The organism is Sulfitobacter sp. 1A12056 (genome assembly GCF_043558125.1).
Classification (GTDB): Bacteria; Pseudomonadota; Alphaproteobacteria; order Rhodobacterales; family Rhodobacteraceae; genus Sulfitobacter; species Sulfitobacter faviae.
This window is the reverse complement of record NZ_JBIFFY010000001.1, coordinates 1-17,813: the sequence shown is the minus strand read 5'-3', so window position 1 is coordinate 17,813 and position 17,813 is coordinate 1. Positions and strand designations below refer to the sequence as shown.

Below are 17,813 nucleotides of genomic sequence, written 5' to 3'. Positions count from 1 at the left end.
CGGCAAATGTCCAACGCAGAAAACGCTGCCCTGATCGCCTCAACCAGTAATCGGCGCGTCGGATTTAATCTGCCGCAGGATCACATTCGTCGTCGCCGAATTGACTGCGGGATGCAGGAACAGAAAGCTCTCTAAAAAGGCATTATAGGCGTCGATATCGCGGCAAAGCACGCGCAGGTGGTAGTCCGCTTGCCCCGTGGTGGCGAAACATTCCGTCACCTCCTTACGGCTTTGGATCGCGCGGATAAAACTGGCGAGGGCCGAGGCGTCATGCCGGGTCAAATGCACATGCACCATCGCCTCGAACCCCAGCCCCATCGCCTTGGGATCGACCACGGCGGCATAGCGTTTGATCACGCCTGCTTGCTCCAACGCCTTGACCCGCCGCCAGCAGGCGGAGGCGGAAATATTTAGCTTTTCGGCCAGTTGTGCGTTGGGCAGGCGCGAATCCTGCTGGAGCAGGAAGACAAGCTGCCGGTCCGTCGCATCCATTTCAGTCATCGGGTAAATCTTTCACTCTGAAAAGTTCTTCCGGATAATTTATCCGCGCGTCCACGGCAAAGCCAGCAAAACGGGTGCAAAAATTCACGCATTCTGCGGTATGCTCCCCAGTGAGGAGACCCCCATGACAGAACAACCGCGCGAATTTACCACTTATAAACTTGATGACCGCTATGATCAGACCGAAGGCCGCGTCTTTCTGACTGGGACGCAGGCACTAGTGCGCATCATGCTGGATCAGGCCCGGCGTGATCGCGCGGCTGGGTTAAATACCGCCGGTTTCGTCTCAGGCTATCGTGGCTCGCCTCTGGGAGGGCTCGATCTGGAATACTGGCGCATCAAGGACCGCGTGGCCGAGGCGGGCGTGAAGTTCCTTCCGGCGGTGAACGAAGACCTCGGCGCCACCGCGGTCTTGGGCGCGCAGCAGGCGCATCTCGACCCGCAGGCCGAGGTCGAGGGCGTGTTTTCGATGTGGTACGGCAAGGGCCCGGGGGTGGACCGCTCGGGCGACGCGCTGAAACATGGCAACGCCTATGGCTCCGCGCCCAAGGGCGGTGTGCTGGTTGTGGCCGGCGACGACCACGGCTGCGTGTCGTCGTCGATGCCGCACCAGTCCGACGTGGGCTTCATGTCGTGGTTCATGCCGACGCTGAACCCGGCTTCCGTCGCCGAATACCAAGCCTTCGGCGAATACGGCATCGCGCTGTCGCGTTTCTCGGGCACATGGGTCGGCTTCAAGGCGATCTCGGAAACCGTGGAGAGCGGCGCCTCGGTCGAGCTGACCCCGGACCGGGTGTTCAAGCAGCCTGACTACACCGCGCCCCCGGGCGGGCTGCATGTGCGCTTGGGCGATCTCCCCTCCCCCGAGATCGAGACGCGGCTGCATCACAAGCTCGACGCCGTGCAGGCCTTCATGCGCGCCAACCCGATCGATCGGCATATTTACGAGACGCAGGACGCCTCCTTCGGAATCGTCACCACCGGCAAGGGCCATCTCGACACGATGGAGGCGCTGCGGCTTCTGGGCCTCGACGAGGCCGACTGCCGCCGTCTCGGCATCGACATCTACAAGATCGGCATGGTCTGGCCGCTGGCGCTGGACGATGCGCTCGACTTCGTGAAGGGCAAACGCGAAGTGCTTGTGATCGAAGAGAAACGCGGCATCATCGAGAGCCAGTTCAAGGAGGCCTTCTACGACTGGCCCGGCTCCAAGCCCGCGCGGATGGTCGGCAAACATGACGAGAACTTGGAAGAACTGGTGCCCTGGACCGGGGAGCTGTCGCCGCTGAAGCTGGTGCCGATCATCGCCGCGCGCCTCGATGCCTTCTTCCCCGAAGAGAAGTTGCTCGAAAAAGCCCGCACGCTGACCGACCAGCCGCCCGTGCTGCTGAACGTCGAGGGCGCCACCCGCACCCCTTATTTCTGCTCCGGCTGCCCGCATAACTCCTCCACCAAGCTGCCGGAGGGGTCGAAGGCGAACTCCGGCATTGGCTGCCATGTCATGGCCTCGTGGATGGACCGCGAGACGGCCGGTTTCGCCCAGATGGGCGGCGAGGGCGTGCCGTGGATCGCGACTTCGATGTTTAACGGGAACAAGCACGTCTTCCAAAACCTTGGCGAGGGCACGTGGTATCACTCCGGTTCGCTGGCGATCCGGCAGGCGGTCGCGGCGAAGACCAACATCACCTACAAGATCCTCTACAACGACGCGGTCGCGATGACCGGCGGCCAGCCGGTGGACGGCCCCGTTTCCGTCGCCGCCATCGCGCAGGCCTGCCGTGCCGAGGGTGTGGAGCGCATCGCGCTGGTCTCGGACCGGCCCGAACTGCTTCCCAAGGGCGACTTCCCGGATGGCACCACATTCGACCACCGCGGAGATCTCGACCGCGTGCAGCGCGAGCTGCGCGAGATCCCGGGCGTCACCGTGCTGATCTACGAGCAGACCTGCGCCACCGAGAAGCGCCGCAAGCGCAAGCGCGGGCTGATGGACGACCCGAAGAAATTTGTGATGATCAACGATCTGGTCTGCGAGGGCTGCGGCGATTGCAGCCTCGAGTCGAACTGCCTGAGCGTCGAGCCGAAGAAGACCGAGTTCGGCACCAAGCGGCAGATCAACCAGTCCACCTGCAACAAGGATTACTCCTGCCTTAACGGCTTCTGCCCCTCCTTCGTGACGGTCGAGGGCGGCAGCCGCCGCAAACGCTCCGGCGCGGGGCTGGACGTGGCGGGGCTGTCGGCGCAGCTTCCTATGCCGGAATTGCCCAAGCTCGACCAACCCTTCAACCTGCTGGTGACCGGCGTCGGCGGCACCGGCGTGGTGACCGTGGGCGCGCTCATCACCATGGCCGCGCATCTCGAGGGGCTGGGCTCCAGTGTGCTGGATTTCACCGGTTTCGCGCAGAAGTTCGGCACCGTTCTGGGCTATGTCCGTCTGGCGAAACGCCCCGAGGAGGTGCATCAGGTGCGCATCGACCAGGGCGGCGCCGACGCGGTGATCGGCTGCGACATGGTTGTTAGTTCTGCGCCAAAAGCCTCGGCCCACTACAGGCGCGGGACGCAGATCGTGCTGAACCGCGCCGAGATGCCCACCGGCGATCTGGTGCTGAACCGCGATGCCGAGTTGCGCATGGACGACCGCGAGGCGGTGATCGCGCAGGCCGTGGGGGCCGAGAACCTTGCCGCCTTCGACGCCAACGCCATGGCCGAGAAACTGATGGGCGACGCGGTCTTTGCCAATGTGATGATGCTCGGTTTCGCTTGGCAGAAGGGGCTGGTGCCGGTCTCGCTCACAGCACTTGAGCAGGCGATCGAATTGAACGGTGTTGTTCCGGACAAGAACCGCGCCGCCTTTGGCTTTGGCCGGGTCATGGCGGGCAACCCGCAGGCGATTGAGGCGCATTTCGCCCCCGCGCCTGCGCCCGACGACAGTGTCGAAGGTCTGATCGCGCGGCGGATGGAGTTCCTGACCGGCTACCAGAACGCCGCCTATGCCCAGCGCTACAAGGCCAAGCTCAATGCGCTGGAGGGCAAGCTGCCCGAAGGCTCCGACGACCTGATGCGCGCGGCGGCGAAATCGCTCTTCAAGCTGATGGCTTACAAAGACGAATACGAGGTCGCGCGCCTGCACCGTCAAAGCGGCTTCGAGGAGCGCATCGCCGATACTTTCGAGGGCGACTACAAGGTGCATTACCACCTCGCCCCGCCCGCATGGCCCACCGGCACGGATGGCCGCGGACGCCCCAACAAGCGCCAGTTCGGCCCGTGGATGGGCCGTGCCTTTGACCTTCTGGCAGCGATGAAACCGCTGCGCGGCACATGGGCAGACCCGTTCGGCTACGGCGCCGACCGCAAGCTCGAGGTCGGTCTGATCGGCTGGTACGAAGATATCATGGCAAAGGCCCCCGCCCTGCCCCATGACGAGGCACTGACGGTGCTTTCCGCGCCGATGGAGATCCGCGGCTACGGCCCCGTTAAAGAGGCCGCAGTCGAGAAAGTGCAGGCCGAGGTGGCCGCGCGCCTAGGCTAAGAGCGTCGTCGAGAAATCACCGCGCAGCCCGGCTTCGAGCAATTCAAGGTCGGGCGAGCACTCGCTATATTGCGCCACCATGCCCGGCGGGATGACGAAGGCATCGCCTGCCTCCAATTGGCGCGGCTCCTGCCCTTCGGCGTTCAGGGTCATGCTGCCTTCCATGACGAAGCTGAAGTGAATGTCCGCGTCATGTTTGGCGGGCGGCGGCGTGCCACCGTCGAAACGCGCCACCTGAATGCCGGCCACGCCCTTGGTGCCTTTGGTGATCCCGGTGTCGCGCGCGACGAAGCCCGGAATACGGAAGGGCTGCCACTCGGCCCCCTCCTTCACGTGATGCACGAAAGTCTGGCCGTCCCATTCGCGTGCCGGATCGCCTTTGCCGTTCGGCAGGGTCATCTCGTGGTCGATGGTGGTGACATGTTCCGCAGGAACGCCGATCTCGATCACTTCGATCGAGGGCGAGGCTTCGACAACGCGATGGCGGATGCCCGGCGGCTGGGTCACGCAATCCCCGGCATGGAGCCGGATCACATCGCCCTGATCCTCGTAAAGCACATCAACCCAGCCCCGGTAGCAATAGATCAGTTGGAAGCCAACGGTGTGGTAATGCACCATGTCCGGCACCGGGCCGCCGTCGGGGATGCGGATGTGGCTGGCGATGATTGAGCCGCCGAGGCGCGACGGGATGAGATCGCGGTAGTGCATCCCCGCGCGGCCGATCACCCATGGGGCCTCATCCGCCAGCCGCCGCACGGCGAACTCATGCTGTGTCTCGGGCTGGTCCACGCGGGGGCTGCGCGGGAGGATATCGATCTTCGTGCCATTGGGCGCCGTAAGTTCTCGCTGGCCCTCTGCGATACTGTCGGGCGCATCGGTTAGCAGGCGCAGATGCCCCGGTGCCACATCCGCCCCCCGTTCAAGCCTCACACGCACCCCATGGCCCGAAAAACTGGCCACCGAAGGATCATCCGCGGGAAAAATCGTCTCAAGCCGCATGCCCAGCACTTTGGTGAAGAAAGGCAGATCCTCCCTAAGCTCCCGCGTGGGCAACAAGAATTCCGCCAAAACATCATCGGGCAAACGCATTTAACTCATCCTCTTCACGTATCGCGCCGCAGTTGAGCGCGCGACAGGCAAAGCGTCAACTGGGCGTTACGCACCACAGCCGATAAAGTTCCCCCGACCGCTCATTTTCGACCAGCGAGTCGCAGCGCGAAATTCGCGCAATCACAAGAACCGCAAATTCTCGCCCCGATTTCGCACCCTCACGCGCCCAATAGCGCCTGAAAGCCTGCACAATTTCCACGCAATCACCTCCCGTAATTCGGGAAAGCAAGGGGCCACGGCCATCTCTCTTCGCCAATTCAATGGTTTCGCGAGGCTTCAAAATATGGTTAATAATTTATGCAACGGCACAAGGTATTGGTGCAGAAGCGTCACAATTTCGCCGGGTTTATACGACTAGATATGAACAGATTATAAAGACACCCGGACTGCCCGTCTGCCCCACGAAAGAGGTGCCAAAAATGAAAATTCTTGCTGTCGACGATGACCCATTTATCCGCGAATTGCTGCCCGTTGTTTTCCGCGAAGCCGAGTACCCCGATTTGACATTGGCCGCCTCCGGCACTGCCGCTCTGGAACTGCTCGAAACCACTAAAGAACATTTCGACTGCCTGCTCTTGGACATCGAGATGCCCGAGATGGACGGCATCACACTATGCCGCCGCATCCGCACGCTGGAAGCCTATCAGGACACACCGATCCTGATGGTGACCTCACGCGCCGACGCGACTGCGATCGAAAGCGCCTTTGCCGCCGGGGCCAACGACTATGTGACCAAACCTTTCGACGTGAAGGACATCGCAACCCGCGTGCATATCGCCGAGCGGATGTTGGAGAACACCCAGCGCGCCCCGCGCCTTGATCCGCAGCATTTGAAAGACGCGGGCAAGCCCGGTGTCCACGATTTTGCGCTGGCCGATCCTGTGCATATCAATGGGGTCGATCAATTGGTGCTGCCCTTCTCCTTGGGCAATTACCTGTCGCAGCTTTCGCGCCAACACCTTGATATCTGTCAGGTCTTCGCGGCCAAAATCGAACATATCGATGAGCTTTACGCGACCTGCAACACCGCCGAATTCGCCCGCGCCATCGCCGCTGCGGCCGAGGCCATCGCGCGCGTGGTCGATTGCCCCCAACTGCTGATGACCCATAACGGATCTGGCACGCTCTTGTGCATCGTGACAGGTGACAGCCTGCCCGCGTGGCCCGAGATCGAGGTGCTCATCCAAGGGGAGCTGGACGGCATGGACCTGCGCCATGACGACAACAGCCCGATGGCGGTGATGCTCTCCGTGGGTGGCCCGATCCAGCCCAATGCCAGCCGCACTCAGCGGGTCAGAAAGACATTCGACCGCGCCATTCGCCGCGTGGCGATGCGGCAGAAGGTCAAGCTCGACACGCCCCCGACCGAGAAACCCTCGGTCTCCGCCGCCCATTGACGACAAGGCAATCGCCTCAAGAAAAACCCGCCTCATGGGCGGGTTTTCGCATTCAGTTGATGGGGAATTGCACCAAACAGCGTTCGGCGATGCGGCGGTAATCCTCAAGCGTGTCAGGCACGCTGCGCCGATCGCGCATCACCTCCATCGCGGCGCGTTTCTGCGCCCAAGTCCCCTCAATGTGGCGGTCGAGAATGCGCACGGTCACGCCCAGCATCACATTCTTCTCCCCCTCGCCAATCAACTCCGCCGCGGAAAGTGCCACCGCCGTCAGCGCCAGCGTATTGGCGCAGCGCAGGGCCGCGGCTTCGCGCCCCTCATAGACCCGCGTACCCGCCGTGGCCGTGCCGGGAAAGGCCACGAGCGCGGCGATCGACAAAGCAGAACAGACGGCTGCTGTCAGGATGAGCTGGCGCGCCACCTCAAAAGACCTTGAAGGTCATCGTGGTCAAAGACCGCTCGATGCCTTCGATGTCCAACAGATTGTCATTGATGTAGACGCCCACATCTTCGCCCTTCGGAATATAAAGTTTCATCAAAAGATCATATTCGCCTGAGGTGGAATAAAGTTCGGAATGAATTTCGCGCAGGGCGATCTCTTCGGCCACACGATAGGTCGTGCCCGGTCGGCAGCGGATCTGGATGAATACGCAGGTGGTCATGTCGCGCCTCTTTCTGGGATTTGGTTCAAGCTGACATATGGGCCCTGCCCCCGCAATCCCCGATCGCGCTGCCCGTGCCTAACGGCGTTTCACCGCTTGGGCTTGGCGCGGCGGCAGGCCCTGTTATAAGGGCGCAGCAATTGCCTTCGGAGATGCCCCATGCGTCGCAGCACCCTGACCCGCACCACTGCCGAAACCGACATCACGGTCGAGATCAACCTCGACGGCACCGGCAGCTATGACAATGAAACCGGCGTCGGCTTTTTTGATCATATGCTCGACCAACTGTCGCGCCACTCGCTGATCGACATCAAAGTGCGTGCCAAGGGCGATCTGCACATCGACGACCATCACACCGTCGAAGATGTGGGCATCACGCTGGGCCAAGCACTGTCCCAAGCGCTCGGCGACAAACGCGGCATCCGCCGCTACGGATCTTGCCTGCTGGCGATGGACGACGCGCAGATCCGCTGCGCGCTCGACCTCTCTGCGCGGCCCTTTCTGATCTGGAACGTGGATTTCCCCACCAGCAGCATCGGCAAGTTCGACACTGAACTGGTCCGTGAGTTCTTCCAGGCGTTCAGCACCCATGGCGGCATCACCCTACATGTCGACGCGCTCCACGGGTTCAACAGCCACCACATCGCCGAAGCCGCTTTCAAATCCGTCGCCCGCGCCCTGCGCGAAGCGGTCGAAACCGACCCCCGCAAAGCAGACGCCATTCCCTCGACCAAGGGTGCCTTGTAAACCAATGCTGACAGCAATCATCGACTACGAATCCGGCAACCTGCACTCCGCGCATAAAGCCTTCGAGCGTATGGCCCGCGAGCATGACGCAGGCGAGGTCACGGTGACCTCGGATGCCGAGGTCGTGGCCCGCGCCGACCGTCTGGTCCTGCCCGGCGATGGCGCCTTTCCGGCCTGTATGGCCGCCCTGAAAGGGGCCGGCGGCCTCTATGACGCGATGGTCGAGGCGGTCGAGGAAAAGGGCCGCCCCTTCCTCGGCATCTGTGTCGGCATGCAACTGATGGCCAGCATGGGCCGCGAATATGAAGACACCCCCGGTCTGGGCTGGATCGGTGGCGAGGTGACCCAGATCACCCCGAAAGACCCGAAGCTCAAAGTCCCCCATATGGGCTGGAACGACTTGGTGATCGACCACGACCACCCGGTCTTCGAGGGGCTACAAACCGGCGATCACACCTATTTCGTGCACAGCTACCACATGGCCGTCGCCAACCCCGCCGAACGTCTGGCCCATGTCGAATACGGCGGCAAAGTCACGGCGATCATCGGCCGCGACACGATGCTGGGCATGCAGTTTCACCCGGAGAAAAGCCAAACCACCGGCCTGCGGCTGATCTCGAACTTCCTGACTTGGGCGCCTTAACCCGCGCCGCGCCTGTTGAAACGTCGGAAGGTATTTAAGAAAGGATGAAGATGAAGAAAGTTCCTCTTCAACTTCATCCTTTTACAAATACCTCTGCGCTGCGCTTTCCTCACGCAAAACGCAATGAAGGCGCGAAGGACTAGCCCCGCGCCTTCAAACCTTCGTAGAGATGCTCGGCCCTTACTTGATGCGAGCCCAGGTCTGTTTCGAGCAGATCAGCCCACCCGCGACGCAGCCCGAGAGCTTCAGCGAGTTGCCTGAGACATTCATCTTCCCGATGTAGATTTTGCCGTTCGACGGACGCCAAACCTTACCGGCGTATTTGCCGCCGCCCTGAGGCTTCATGTCGATGACGAGCGTTTTGCCGATATTGGGAGAGTTATATTCGCCGCTGCCGTTGAAGGTGCGCGCGATGGTGCCGCAGATCGCCCCGCCGCAGGGGGCCATTTTGACATGGGCAAAGGCGCCGTCATCCACTTGAGTTTTCCAAGTACCGACTGCCGGATCCGCGGCATGGGCGGCGCTGGTCAGGCCAAGGCCCAGAAGGGCCGCTGCAAAAAGCTGTTTCATGATCTCTCCTCCCGATCTGACTTTAGTGTTAGCCAGAACTTTCAATCGGGCAAGACTGACCTAGGGTCGCGTTGCAAAATCCCTGGCGACGTGCAAAAGGAAAGCGACTTCTCTAACAAGGGCCCGGCCATGATCCTTTACCCCGCTATCGATCTCAAAGACGGTCAGGCCGTGCGCCTTGTGCATGGCGACATGGACCGTGCCACCGTTTTTAACGACGATCCCGCCGCACAGGCGCTTAGCTTTGTCGAAGCGGGCTGTGATTGGTTGCATCTTGTTGACCTCAATGGCGCTTTTGCCGGGACCCCGGTGAACGCCGCCCCGGTGGAGGCGATTTTGAAAGCCTGCAAAGTGCCTGCGCAATTGGGCGGGGGCATTCGCGATATGGCGACGATCGAGGGCTGGTTGGATAAGGGCCTCGCGCGGGTCATTCTGGGCACCGTGGCGGTTGAGAACCCCGGACTGGTCCGCGAGGCGGCGCGCGCCTTTCCCGGGCAAGTTGCTGTGGGGATCGACGCACGGAATGGAAAGGTCGCGACCAAGGGTTGGGCGACGGAGACCGATGTCATGGCCACCAACCTCGCGAAATCCTTTGAGGACGCAGGTGTGGCCGCGATCATTTACACCGATATCATGCGGGATGGTGCAATGGGCGGGCCCAATGTCGAAGCGACAGCCGATCTGGCGCGGGCGGTCTCGATTCCGGTCATCGCCTCGGGCGGGGTATCCTCGCTCGAAGACCTGGGGGCGCTGCGCGACACGGGCGTAATCGAGGGCGCGATTTCGGGCCGGGCGCTTTACGATGGCGCGATTGATCTGACCGACGCCATGAAGATGTTGAAGGGCTGAGCCATGCTGAAGACCCGCATCATCCCTTGTCTCGACGTGGCCGATGGCCGTGTGGTCAAGGGTGTGAACTTCGTCGGCCTGCGTGATGCGGGCGACCCGGTGGATGCCGCGATTGCCTATGATGCGGCGGGGGCGGATGAGCTTTGTTTTCTCGACATCCACGCCACCCATGAGAACCGCGGCACGATGTTCGATCTGGTCACCCGCACCGCTGAGCATTGCTATATCCCGCTGACCGTGGGCGGCGGCGTGCGGACCGTGGCGGATGTGCGGGCCTTGCTGCTGGCGGGGGCCGATAAGGTCAGCTTCAACTCCGCCGCCGTGGCGAACCCGGATGTGATCGCCGAAGCGGCGGATCACTTTGGCAGCCAGTGCATCGTCTGCGCGATTGACGCCAAGACCGTAAGCCACGGCAAATGGGAGATTTTCACCCATGGGGGGCGCAAGCCCACGGGCATCGACGCCGTGGAATTCGCCCGCACCGTCACCGCCAAGGGCGCAGGTGAAATTCTGCTGACCTCGATGGACCGTGATGGCACCAAACAGGGGTTCAACCTGCCCCTGACCCGCGCCATTTCCGATGCCGTGTCGGTGCCGGTGATCGCCTCCGGTGGGGTCGGCAATTTGGATCACCTTGTCGATGGGGTGATCGAAGGTGGCGCCTCGGCGGTGCTGGCAGCCTCCATCTTTCACTTTGGCGAATATACAGTGCAGGAGGCCAAACAGCATATGGCCGCCGCTGGAATTCCAATGAGGCTTTCATGACGCTTGATGACCTTTACGCCACCATTCTGAGCCGCAAAAGCGCCGATCCGTCAAGCAGTTGGACCGCGCAACTGCTGGCCAAAGGGCCAGAGAAGTGCGCCGAGAAATTTGGCGAAGAGGCCATCGAGGCGATTATCGAGGCGGTGAAGGATGACCGCAAAGCACTGACCTCAGAAGCTGCGGATGTGCTCTACCACCTGCTCGTTATGCTGGCGGCGCGGGATGTGCCGCTGAGCGATGTGCTGAATGAGTTGGCGCGGCGGCAATCGACCTCCGGCATCGCCGAAAAGGCCGCCCGGAAATAATCAGCCCATAAGGCGTGGGATTTCCACCTTGGGGCAGCGGTCTTGGATCACATCCGCGCCGCGTGCTTCGGCCTTGGCCGCCGCTTCGGCATTGGTGATGCCCATTTGCATCCAGATGGTCTCAAGCTCGGGGAAAGCCTCCAGCGCTTCGTCCACGACGGGGGGTACATCCTCGGACCGGCGGAAAATATCGACCATTTGCACCGGCGGGTCGATCTCGGCCAGAGTGGCGACGATGGTCTTGCCAAAGACTTCCTTGCCCGCGTGCATCGGGTTTACCGGCACCACGTCATACCCTTTTTGTGCAAGGTATTCAGCGACATAGTGGCTGGGCCGCGCCGGATTGGGGGAAACACCGACCACCGCAATGCGGCGGGTGCGGGTGAGAACGTCTTTGATCAATGCATCTGTCATAGGCTGAACTTAAGCGCCTGCGCGCGGGTTTCAACGGCTTAATGACGTGGCGTAAAGCCTACCGCCCCCTGCCCGCGATTGGCAAGGCCGCGGCGATTGCATAGGCTCGCCCCAAAGGGCCGCCTGTGGAGGAACCGGGCAGCACCGCGAACCATCATCACCGGGAGCATAGGATGATCGATCAGACCTTGGATATGAACAATCTCGAAATGTCGGAGAAGGCCAAGCCGCTGCTGGCGGCGGTCATCAAGCACATCCGCGAGAATGTCGATCCGATCACCGAAGAGTTCTTTCGCCTTGGCGAAGGCCGCGCCGACCGCTGGTCCTATGCGCCCGGTCAGTTGGAATTGCTCGACGGGGCCAAGCAAAAGGCGCGGGAGGCGGGATTGTGGAACTTCTTCCTGCCCAATGCCGAAACCGGTGAAGGGCTGGCGAACCTCGATTACGCCTATATCGCCGCCGAATTGGGCAAAAGCCCGCTGGCGCCGGAAAGCCTGAACTGCTCTGCCCCGGATACCGGCAATATGGAGGTGTTGGAACGCGTCGGCACGCCCGAGCAGAAAGAGCGCTGGCTGAAGCCGCTACTGGCGGGCGAGATCCGCTCGGCCTTTGCCATGACGGAGCCTGATGTCGCCTCTTCGGATGCGCGAAACATCTCCACCAGTGCTGTGCTGGATGGCGACGATTGGGTGATTAACGGCGAGAAGTTCTACATCTCGGGCGCGGGCGATCCGCGTTGCAAGATCATGATCGTCATGGTGAAAACCTCGCCCGAGGCCGAGACTTTCCGCCAGCAGAGCCAAATTCTTGTGCCCATGGACACGCCGGGGGTGGAAATCCTCGGCCCGATGCATGTCTTTGGGCATGACGACGCCCCGCATGGGCATATGCATATCCGTTTCACCGATGTGCGCGTGCCGCGCGAAAACGTGCTTTGGGGCGAAGGGCGTGGCTTCGAGATCAGTCAGGTGCGGCTTGGGCCGGGGCGGATTCACCACTGCATGCGCTCGATCGGGGCGGCGGAAAAGGCGCTGGACCTGATGATCGAACGCGGGCTCGGGCGCGAGGCTTTTGGCAAGAAGATCATCGACCTCGGCAAGAACATGGAAACGATCAGCCGCGCGCGGATCGACATTGAAGCCATGCGGCTGATGGTGTTGAAAGCGGCCAAGGCGATGGATGTCTTGGGCAATAAAGAGGCGCGCATCTGGGTCAGCATGATCAAGGCGCTGGTGCCGGAAAAGGCCTGCGAGATCATCGACGCCTCTATGCAGGTGCATGGGGCGACGGGGATGAGCCAGTGGAGCCCGCTGTCGGGCATGTACACGTGGCAGCGCGCGCTGCGCTTTGCCGATGGGCCGGATGAGGTGCACCATCAGGTGATCGCCCGGGCCGAGGTGAAGGCCTTTCAGGCGTCGAACGCGCGCGGCTCCGGCAGCGACAGCTGATATGGAGCTCGCGGGCCGCGTCATCGTCATCACCGGGTCCGCCAGCGGCATCGGGCGGGCACTGGCGCTGCGCTTTGCCAAGGAAGCGCCTGCGCATATCGTCTGCGTGGACATCGACAGCGCGGGGGCCGAGGCGACGGCGGCTGAGGTCGGCGGCACGGCCTTCCGCGTCGATGTCGCGCGAGAGGCGGAGATCGCCGCGCTGATCGCCACCGTCGAGCGTGACATCGGACCGATTGATCTTTTCTGCTCTAACGCCGGTATCTCGGTCGAGGGCGGCGTGGAGGTGCCGGATGCCGAGTGGCAGCGCATTTGGGAGATCAACGTGATGAGCCATGTGCGCGCGGCGCGGCATCTGGTGCCGCTGATGCGGGCGCGCGGGGGTGGCTATCTGCTCAACACCGCCTCGGCGGCGGGGCTGCTCAATCAGGTCGGCGCTGCGCCCTATGGGGTGACAAAACACGCCGCCGTCGGCCTCGCCGAATGGCTGGCGATGAGCTATGGCGACGACGGAATCAAGGTCTCTGTGCTCTGCCCGCAAGCGGTCCGGACCGAGATGATGCGCGGACTGGAGGACCATGTCGCCGCGATTGACGGCATGTTGGAGCCTGAGCCGGTGGCCGAAGCCTGCGTGCAGGCGATCCGCGATGAGGTCTTTCTGGTGCTGCCGCATCCGCAGGTGCGCGACTATATGCAGGGCAAGGCGCAGGATTATGACCGCTGGATCGGCGGAATGCGCAAGCTGAACCGGCGCTTTGGGGCCGCGAAAGACAGCTAGCGGCCCTTAGCTCTCACCCTTGGGCCGGATCGGGCGCAGCAGCCCCTCCTGCGCCACGCTGGCCACCAATTGCCCGTTTTGATTGTAGATCATCCCACGATTGAACCCCCGCGCCCCGCCGGTGAACGGCGCGTCGAGCGCATAGAGGTGCCATTCGTCAAAGCGGATCGGCGCGTGAAACCACATGGCGTGATCAAGGCTGGCCGTCATTACCTTGCCCTGAAACCATGTCAGCCCATGAGGCCGCAGGGAGGAGCCGAGCAGGTTCATGTCCGAGGCATAGGCCAGCAGCGCGTGCTGCATCACCGGGTTCTGCCCTTCGGCGGCCCCCATGCGAAACCACAGATAGTTGCGGTCGCTGACCTTTTCCGGCGTCATGAAATCGCGCGGCTCAACCTCGCGGATCTCGATGGGGCGCTCGCGCAGGAAATCTCCGCGGTATTTCTCGGGCAGTTTTTCGGCAAAAGCCTCGCGCAGTTCGGGCCGGTCCGGCCAGTTTTCCGGGGCCGAGACCTGCGGCATCTCATGCTGCCAATCAAACCCCTCCTCTTCGACCTGAAACGAGGCAGAGAGGTTCAGGATCTGCTTGCCATGCTGGATCGCCACCACACGCCGGGTCGTGAAACTGCCCCCGTCGCGGGCGCGGTCGACCTGATAGATCACCGGAATTTTCGGGTCGCCGGGCCGGATGAAATAGGCATGAAGCGAATGGCAGGCCCGGTCTGGCACCGTCCGGTAAGCCGCCATCAGCGCCTGCGCGATGACATGACCGCCGAAAATCCGCATCGAGGTCTCACCCCCGGCACCCGTGCCCCGAAACAGATCGACCTCAAGCTGTTCGATATCCAACAGATCAAGCAATTGCCGCGCAGCATTGGTCATGAGTCATCCTTTCGGGCCGGGGTGTTTCGGCCCTAGCAACAGGTTTTCACCGCAAAGCTCAAGCGCCAAACGCCCCGCCGCCCGCTCAGCGGTCGCGATCCAGCGCCTCCAGCCCGTGGCGCGCAAAAACCGGGACGTATTGCCCTAATTTCAACCCGTATTCGGGGTTTGAAGCATTGCCCTCCAAGGCGCGTTTCAACACGCCTTGGATGATCGCCGCCATGCGGAAAAAGCAAAAGGCGAGGTAATAGCCGAAATTGTCGATGCCCTTCAGCCCGCGCCTGCGGCAATAGGCGGCGATGAATTCGGCATCGGTAGGCAGGCCAAGCGCCTTGCGGTCCACCCCGGCCAAGCCGCGCCCCTCGGCCCCCACGGGCATCTGCCATTGCATGATGACGGCGGCGAGATCGGCAAAAGGATGGCCGATGGTCGACAGTTCCCAATCCAAAACCGCACGGCAGGCGGTGCCATGGGTGTCGAAGATCATATTGTCGATCCGGTAATCGCCATGCACCAACGTGCGCTGCCCGTCGTCCTCGGGCTGCTCGGCGCTGAGGCGCTGCATCAGCCTATCCATATCCGGCTGCGGCTCGGTCTCCGAAGCGCGGTATTGTTTCGACCAGCGCGCCACCTGCCGCTCGAAATAGTTACCCGGCGGGCCATAGTCTGACAGCCCCGCCGCGTCGATATCGACCTCATGCAGCGCGGCCAGCACGCCATTCATCTCATCCATGACCGCGCCGCGCTCTGCCGGGGTAAGCTCCGGCAGCGTGGGGTCGTTGAAGTTGCGCCCCGGGACATGGTCCATGACATAGAACATCGAGCCGATGACGCTCTCATCCTCACAGAGTAAATGCATCCGCGCGACAGGCACCTGACTGCCGGCCAAAGCCTTCTGCACCCGAAACTCCCGATCCACCGCATGGGCCGATTTCAACAGCACCCCCGGGGGTTTGCGGCGCAGCACATAGTCATGCGCCGGGGTCGAAAGCAGGAATGTCGGATTGGACTGCCCGGCCTGAAACTTCGTGACCTCCAGCGGCCCGGCAAAGCCCGGCAGGTTCGCCTCCAACCAGCGGCAAACAGCGTCTTCGTCTAGGGTTTGGGTATCCGTGCTCACTATGCGAACTCCGCTGCCAACCTTGCGCCAGCGGCGCGATACTCCGCCTCGATACGGTCCACCAAGTCGGCCGCGCCACCAATCTCTTTGACAGCGCCAATCCCCTGCCCCGCGCCCCAAATTTCCTTCCACGCTTTGGGCTTGGACGAGCCCGAGCCGAAGTTCATCGAAGAGGCATCCGCCGATGGCAGATTGTCCGGGTCGAGCCCCGCCGCCTCAATCGATGGGCGCAGATAGTTGCCAGACACCCCGGTGAAGAGCGAAGAGGTCACAATGTCATCCGCCCCGCCCGAGACGATCATATCCTTGTAGCCCGGCACGGCGTTCGCCTCTCGCGTGGCGATGAAGGCCGAGCCCATATAGCCCAGATCGGCCCCCATGGCGCGGGCCGCTAACAGCCCCTCGCCCGTGGCCAAGGCGCCGGAGAGCAAAAGCGGCCCGTCGAACCATTCGCGGATTTCGCGGATCAGCGCGAAGGGCGATTGCGGCCCCGCATGGCCCCCGGCCCCCGCGGCCACGGCAATCAGCCCATCCGCGCCCTTTTCGATCGCCTTGCGCGCGAAACGGTTGTTGATGACGTCATGCAGCGTCACGCCGCCACAGGAATGTGCGGCCTCGTTCACCTCAACCCGCGCGCCGAGCGAGGTGATCCAGATCGGCACTTTGTGTTTGACGCAAATCTCAAGATCACGCTCCAACCGCGCGTTCGACCGATGCACGATCTGGTTGACCGCGAAAGGGGCCGCGGGCCGGTCGGGGTTCTCTTGATTGTGCTTGTCCAAGGCTTCGGTGATCTGGGTCAACCAAACATCCAACAAGGGCGGCTCACCCTCCGCCTCCCGCGCGTTGAGCGCCGGGAAAGACCCGACGATCCCCGCCTTGCACTGCGCTATGACCAGCTCGGGCCCCGAGAGAATGAACATCGGCGAGGCGACCAGCGGCAGGCGCAGGCCGCGCAGGGCTTGGGGTAGATGGCTGTCGTCACGCATATGGAGTCTCCGTTCGGGGGCTATCGTTCGGCATCACAATGCCTTTTCAAAAATATTCGGTCCCGACATCACATTGATGCCGCCGCTGACCGGGATCACGGCCCCGGTGACATAGGCGCCGCCGCACCCGCAGAGAAACAACATGCAGCCCGCGATATCTTCATCCCGCCCAACACGGCCAAGCGGGACATCCTGCCCCACCGCGGCCCGCGTCTTCTCATCGCCCGTGGCGAAAGCCGTCATGCGCGAAACGAAGGGCCCCGGCGCCAGTGCGTTCACGGTGATCCCTTCCCCGGCCAATTCCTTGGCGAGGATTTTACTCAAATGAATGACTGCCGCCTTGGACGCGGCATAGCTATAGGCGCCGTCGCCCATCTCGCGCTCCCCCATGACCGACCCGACATTGACGACCCGCGCGGGATCATCCGCCGTGGCCCCGGTGCTGAGAAGCGGCAACAACTTTTGCGTGAGATCGAAGAGCCCGGCGACATTTACGCCCATGACCTTGTCCCAAGCCCGGTAAGGGAACTGCCCCAAGGGCGCGCCCCAAGTCACGCCCGCGTTGTTCATCAAGATATGCAGCCGATCGCTACGCGCCTGAACCTCAGCCACGAGCGCATCCACGCCAGCCTCAGTCCCCACATCGCCCGCGAACCCTTCGGCGCTGCCCCGCGCGCCGAGCGCATTCAGCTCATCGGCCACCGCCGCGCAAGACTCTCCTTTCCGGCTGGCTAAAAGGACCCGCGCCCCGGCCCGCACCAAAGCCTCCGCCGCCATCCGCCCGATGCCCGTGGCCCCGCCGGTGATCAAAGCGGTCTTTCCCTCCAAGCCAAAGAGCGTCTCGATATCCATGCCCCGCCTCCCAACGTCGACTGTCGCCGCTACTGTGACAGGGCTTTGGGCAGCGTCAAGCGGATGCCCAACACAGGCTCGGATAACCGGACGTCATATGGTTCTTGCAGGCCGGGAGATTCCCCCCCCCCTCCAACGCAAAACCGCCGCGGCTTTGAGCTGCGGCGGTTTTGTTATACTGATCATCGTCGAGAGATACTGTAGTCTAGGAACTTATTAGGTTTGGCGATGACCTACTCTCCCACGTCTTAAGAC

The 17,813-nt window shown here is 62.4% G+C and carries 19 protein-coding genes; 9 read left to right on the top strand and 10 right to left on the bottom strand.

Annotation, left to right across the window (positions count from 1 at the left end; genetic code table 11):
* Positions 1–39 precede the first annotated feature (39 nt).
* Entirely contained in the window at positions 40–501 is a 462-nt protein-coding gene (locus tag ACGYLD_RS00095) for an Lrp/AsnC family transcriptional regulator (protein ID WP_271691782.1), read from the bottom strand.
* Positions 502–625: 124 nt separating this feature from the next.
* Between ACGYLD_RS00095 and ACGYLD_RS00090 the strand changes: the two genes are divergently transcribed.
* Positions 626–4,027, top strand: coding sequence for an indolepyruvate ferredoxin oxidoreductase family protein (locus ACGYLD_RS00090; RefSeq protein WP_271691783.1), 3,402 nt, complete (start codon positions 626–628; stop codon positions 4,025–4,027).
* Here the strand turns inward: ACGYLD_RS00090 and ACGYLD_RS00085 are convergent.
* Positions 4,019–5,116 (bottom strand): cupin domain-containing protein, encoded by a 1,098-nt coding sequence (locus ACGYLD_RS00085; RefSeq protein ID WP_271691784.1) that lies wholly within the window; start codon positions 5,114–5,116, stop codon positions 4,019–4,021. The genes ACGYLD_RS00090 and ACGYLD_RS00085 overlap by 9 nt on opposite strands.
* Positions 5,117–5,556: 440 nt before the next feature.
* On the opposite strand from ACGYLD_RS00085, the gene ACGYLD_RS00080 reads away from it, so the two are divergent.
* Positions 5,557–6,534 (top strand): PleD family two-component system response regulator, encoded by a 978-nt coding sequence (locus tag ACGYLD_RS00080; protein ID WP_271691785.1) that lies wholly within the window; start codon positions 5,557–5,559, stop codon positions 6,532–6,534.
* A gap of 52 nt (positions 6,535–6,586) precedes the next feature.
* Here the strand turns inward: ACGYLD_RS00080 and ACGYLD_RS00075 are convergent, their stop codons facing one another.
* Together ACGYLD_RS00075 and ACGYLD_RS00070 are read right to left on the bottom strand one after the other, a co-directional pair.
* Positions 6,587–6,955 (bottom strand): hypothetical protein, encoded by a 369-nt coding sequence (locus tag ACGYLD_RS00075; RefSeq protein WP_271691786.1) that lies wholly within the window; start codon positions 6,953–6,955, stop codon positions 6,587–6,589.
* Between the two features lies 1 nt (position 6,956).
* A complete protein-coding gene (locus tag ACGYLD_RS00070) occupies positions 6,957–7,196 on the bottom strand; it encodes an Lrp/AsnC family transcriptional regulator (RefSeq protein ID WP_007120503.1) in 240 nt (79 codons plus the stop codon).
* Positions 7,197–7,355: 159 nt separating this feature from the next.
* Between ACGYLD_RS00070 and hisB the strand changes: the two genes are divergently transcribed.
* Positions 7,356–7,943 (top strand): imidazoleglycerol-phosphate dehydratase HisB, encoded by a 588-nt coding sequence (gene hisB, locus ACGYLD_RS00065; RefSeq protein ID WP_271691787.1) that lies wholly within the window; start codon positions 7,356–7,358, stop codon positions 7,941–7,943.
* Positions 7,944–7,947: 4 nt separating this feature from the next.
* Positions 7,948–8,586, top strand: a complete 639-nt coding sequence (gene hisH, locus ACGYLD_RS00060; RefSeq protein ID WP_271691788.1) for an imidazole glycerol phosphate synthase subunit HisH — start codon at positions 7,948–7,950, stop codon at positions 8,584–8,586.
* A gap of 180 nt (positions 8,587–8,766) precedes the next feature.
* Here the strand turns inward: hisH and ACGYLD_RS00055 are convergent, their stop codons facing one another.
* On the bottom strand, positions 8,767–9,156 hold the full coding sequence (locus tag ACGYLD_RS00055) for a DUF2147 domain-containing protein (protein WP_271691789.1): 390 nt from the start codon (positions 9,154–9,156) through the stop codon (positions 8,767–8,769).
* Between the two features lie 129 nt (positions 9,157–9,285).
* On the opposite strand from ACGYLD_RS00055, the gene hisA reads away from it, so the two are divergent.
* From hisA to ACGYLD_RS00040, 3 genes are read left to right on the top strand one after another with little or no spacing between them, the layout of a single operon-like run.
* Positions 9,286–10,005, top strand: coding sequence for a 1-(5-phosphoribosyl)-5-[(5-phosphoribosylamino)methylideneamino]imidazole-4-carboxamide isomerase (hisA, locus tag ACGYLD_RS00050; protein WP_271691791.1), 720 nt, complete (start codon positions 9,286–9,288; stop codon positions 10,003–10,005).
* 3 nt (positions 10,006–10,008) lie between these two features.
* Positions 10,009–10,770: an imidazole glycerol phosphate synthase subunit HisF gene (gene hisF, locus ACGYLD_RS00045; RefSeq protein ID WP_394400462.1), complete on the top strand. Its 762-nt coding sequence runs from the start codon at positions 10,009–10,011 to the stop codon at positions 10,768–10,770.
* Positions 10,767–11,075, top strand: a complete 309-nt coding sequence (locus tag ACGYLD_RS00040) for a phosphoribosyl-ATP diphosphatase (RefSeq protein WP_394400459.1) — start codon at positions 10,767–10,769, stop codon at positions 11,073–11,075. Before hisF ends, ACGYLD_RS00040 begins: the two co-directional genes overlap by 4 nt.
* Here the strand turns inward: ACGYLD_RS00040 and ACGYLD_RS00035 are convergent, their stop codons facing one another.
* On the bottom strand, positions 11,076–11,489 hold the full coding sequence (locus tag ACGYLD_RS00035) for a CoA-binding protein (protein WP_394400456.1): 414 nt from the start codon (positions 11,487–11,489) through the stop codon (positions 11,076–11,078).
* A 173-nt stretch (positions 11,490–11,662) separates the two neighbouring features.
* Here ACGYLD_RS00035 and ACGYLD_RS00030 point away from each other — a divergent pair, with 173 nt between their 5' ends.
* Together ACGYLD_RS00030 and ACGYLD_RS00025 are read left to right on the top strand one after the other, a co-directional pair.
* On the top strand, positions 11,663–12,937 hold the full coding sequence (locus ACGYLD_RS00030; RefSeq protein ID WP_394400453.1) for an acyl-CoA dehydrogenase family protein: 1,275 nt from the start codon (positions 11,663–11,665) through the stop codon (positions 12,935–12,937).
* Position 12,938: 1 nt separating this feature from the next.
* Positions 12,939–13,715, top strand: a complete 777-nt coding sequence (locus tag ACGYLD_RS00025; protein WP_394400450.1) for an SDR family oxidoreductase — start codon at positions 12,939–12,941, stop codon at positions 13,713–13,715.
* 6 nt (positions 13,716–13,721) lie between these two features.
* On the opposite strand, the gene ACGYLD_RS00020 is transcribed toward ACGYLD_RS00025, so the two are convergent.
* The 4 genes from ACGYLD_RS00020 to ACGYLD_RS00005 form a co-directional block, all read right to left on the bottom strand.
* Positions 13,722–14,597 carry an acyl-CoA thioesterase II gene (locus ACGYLD_RS00020; RefSeq protein WP_067265201.1) on the bottom strand — a complete coding sequence of 292 codons (876 nt, stop codon included), beginning with the start codon at positions 14,595–14,597 and terminating at the stop codon, positions 13,722–13,724.
* 85 nt (positions 14,598–14,682) lie between these two features.
* Positions 14,683–15,717, bottom strand: coding sequence for a phosphotransferase family protein (locus tag ACGYLD_RS00015; protein ID WP_271691795.1), 1,035 nt, complete (start codon positions 15,715–15,717; stop codon positions 14,683–14,685).
* Positions 15,717–16,706 (bottom strand): nitronate monooxygenase family protein, encoded by a 990-nt coding sequence (locus tag ACGYLD_RS00010; RefSeq protein WP_271691796.1) that lies wholly within the window; start codon positions 16,704–16,706, stop codon positions 15,717–15,719. Before ACGYLD_RS00010 ends, ACGYLD_RS00015 begins: the two co-directional genes overlap by 1 nt.
* Positions 16,707–16,739: 33 nt before the next feature.
* Positions 16,740–17,558: an SDR family oxidoreductase gene (locus ACGYLD_RS00005; RefSeq protein WP_271691798.1), complete on the bottom strand. Its 819-nt coding sequence runs from the start codon at positions 17,556–17,558 to the stop codon at positions 16,740–16,742.
* Positions 17,559–17,813 lie beyond the last annotated feature (255 nt).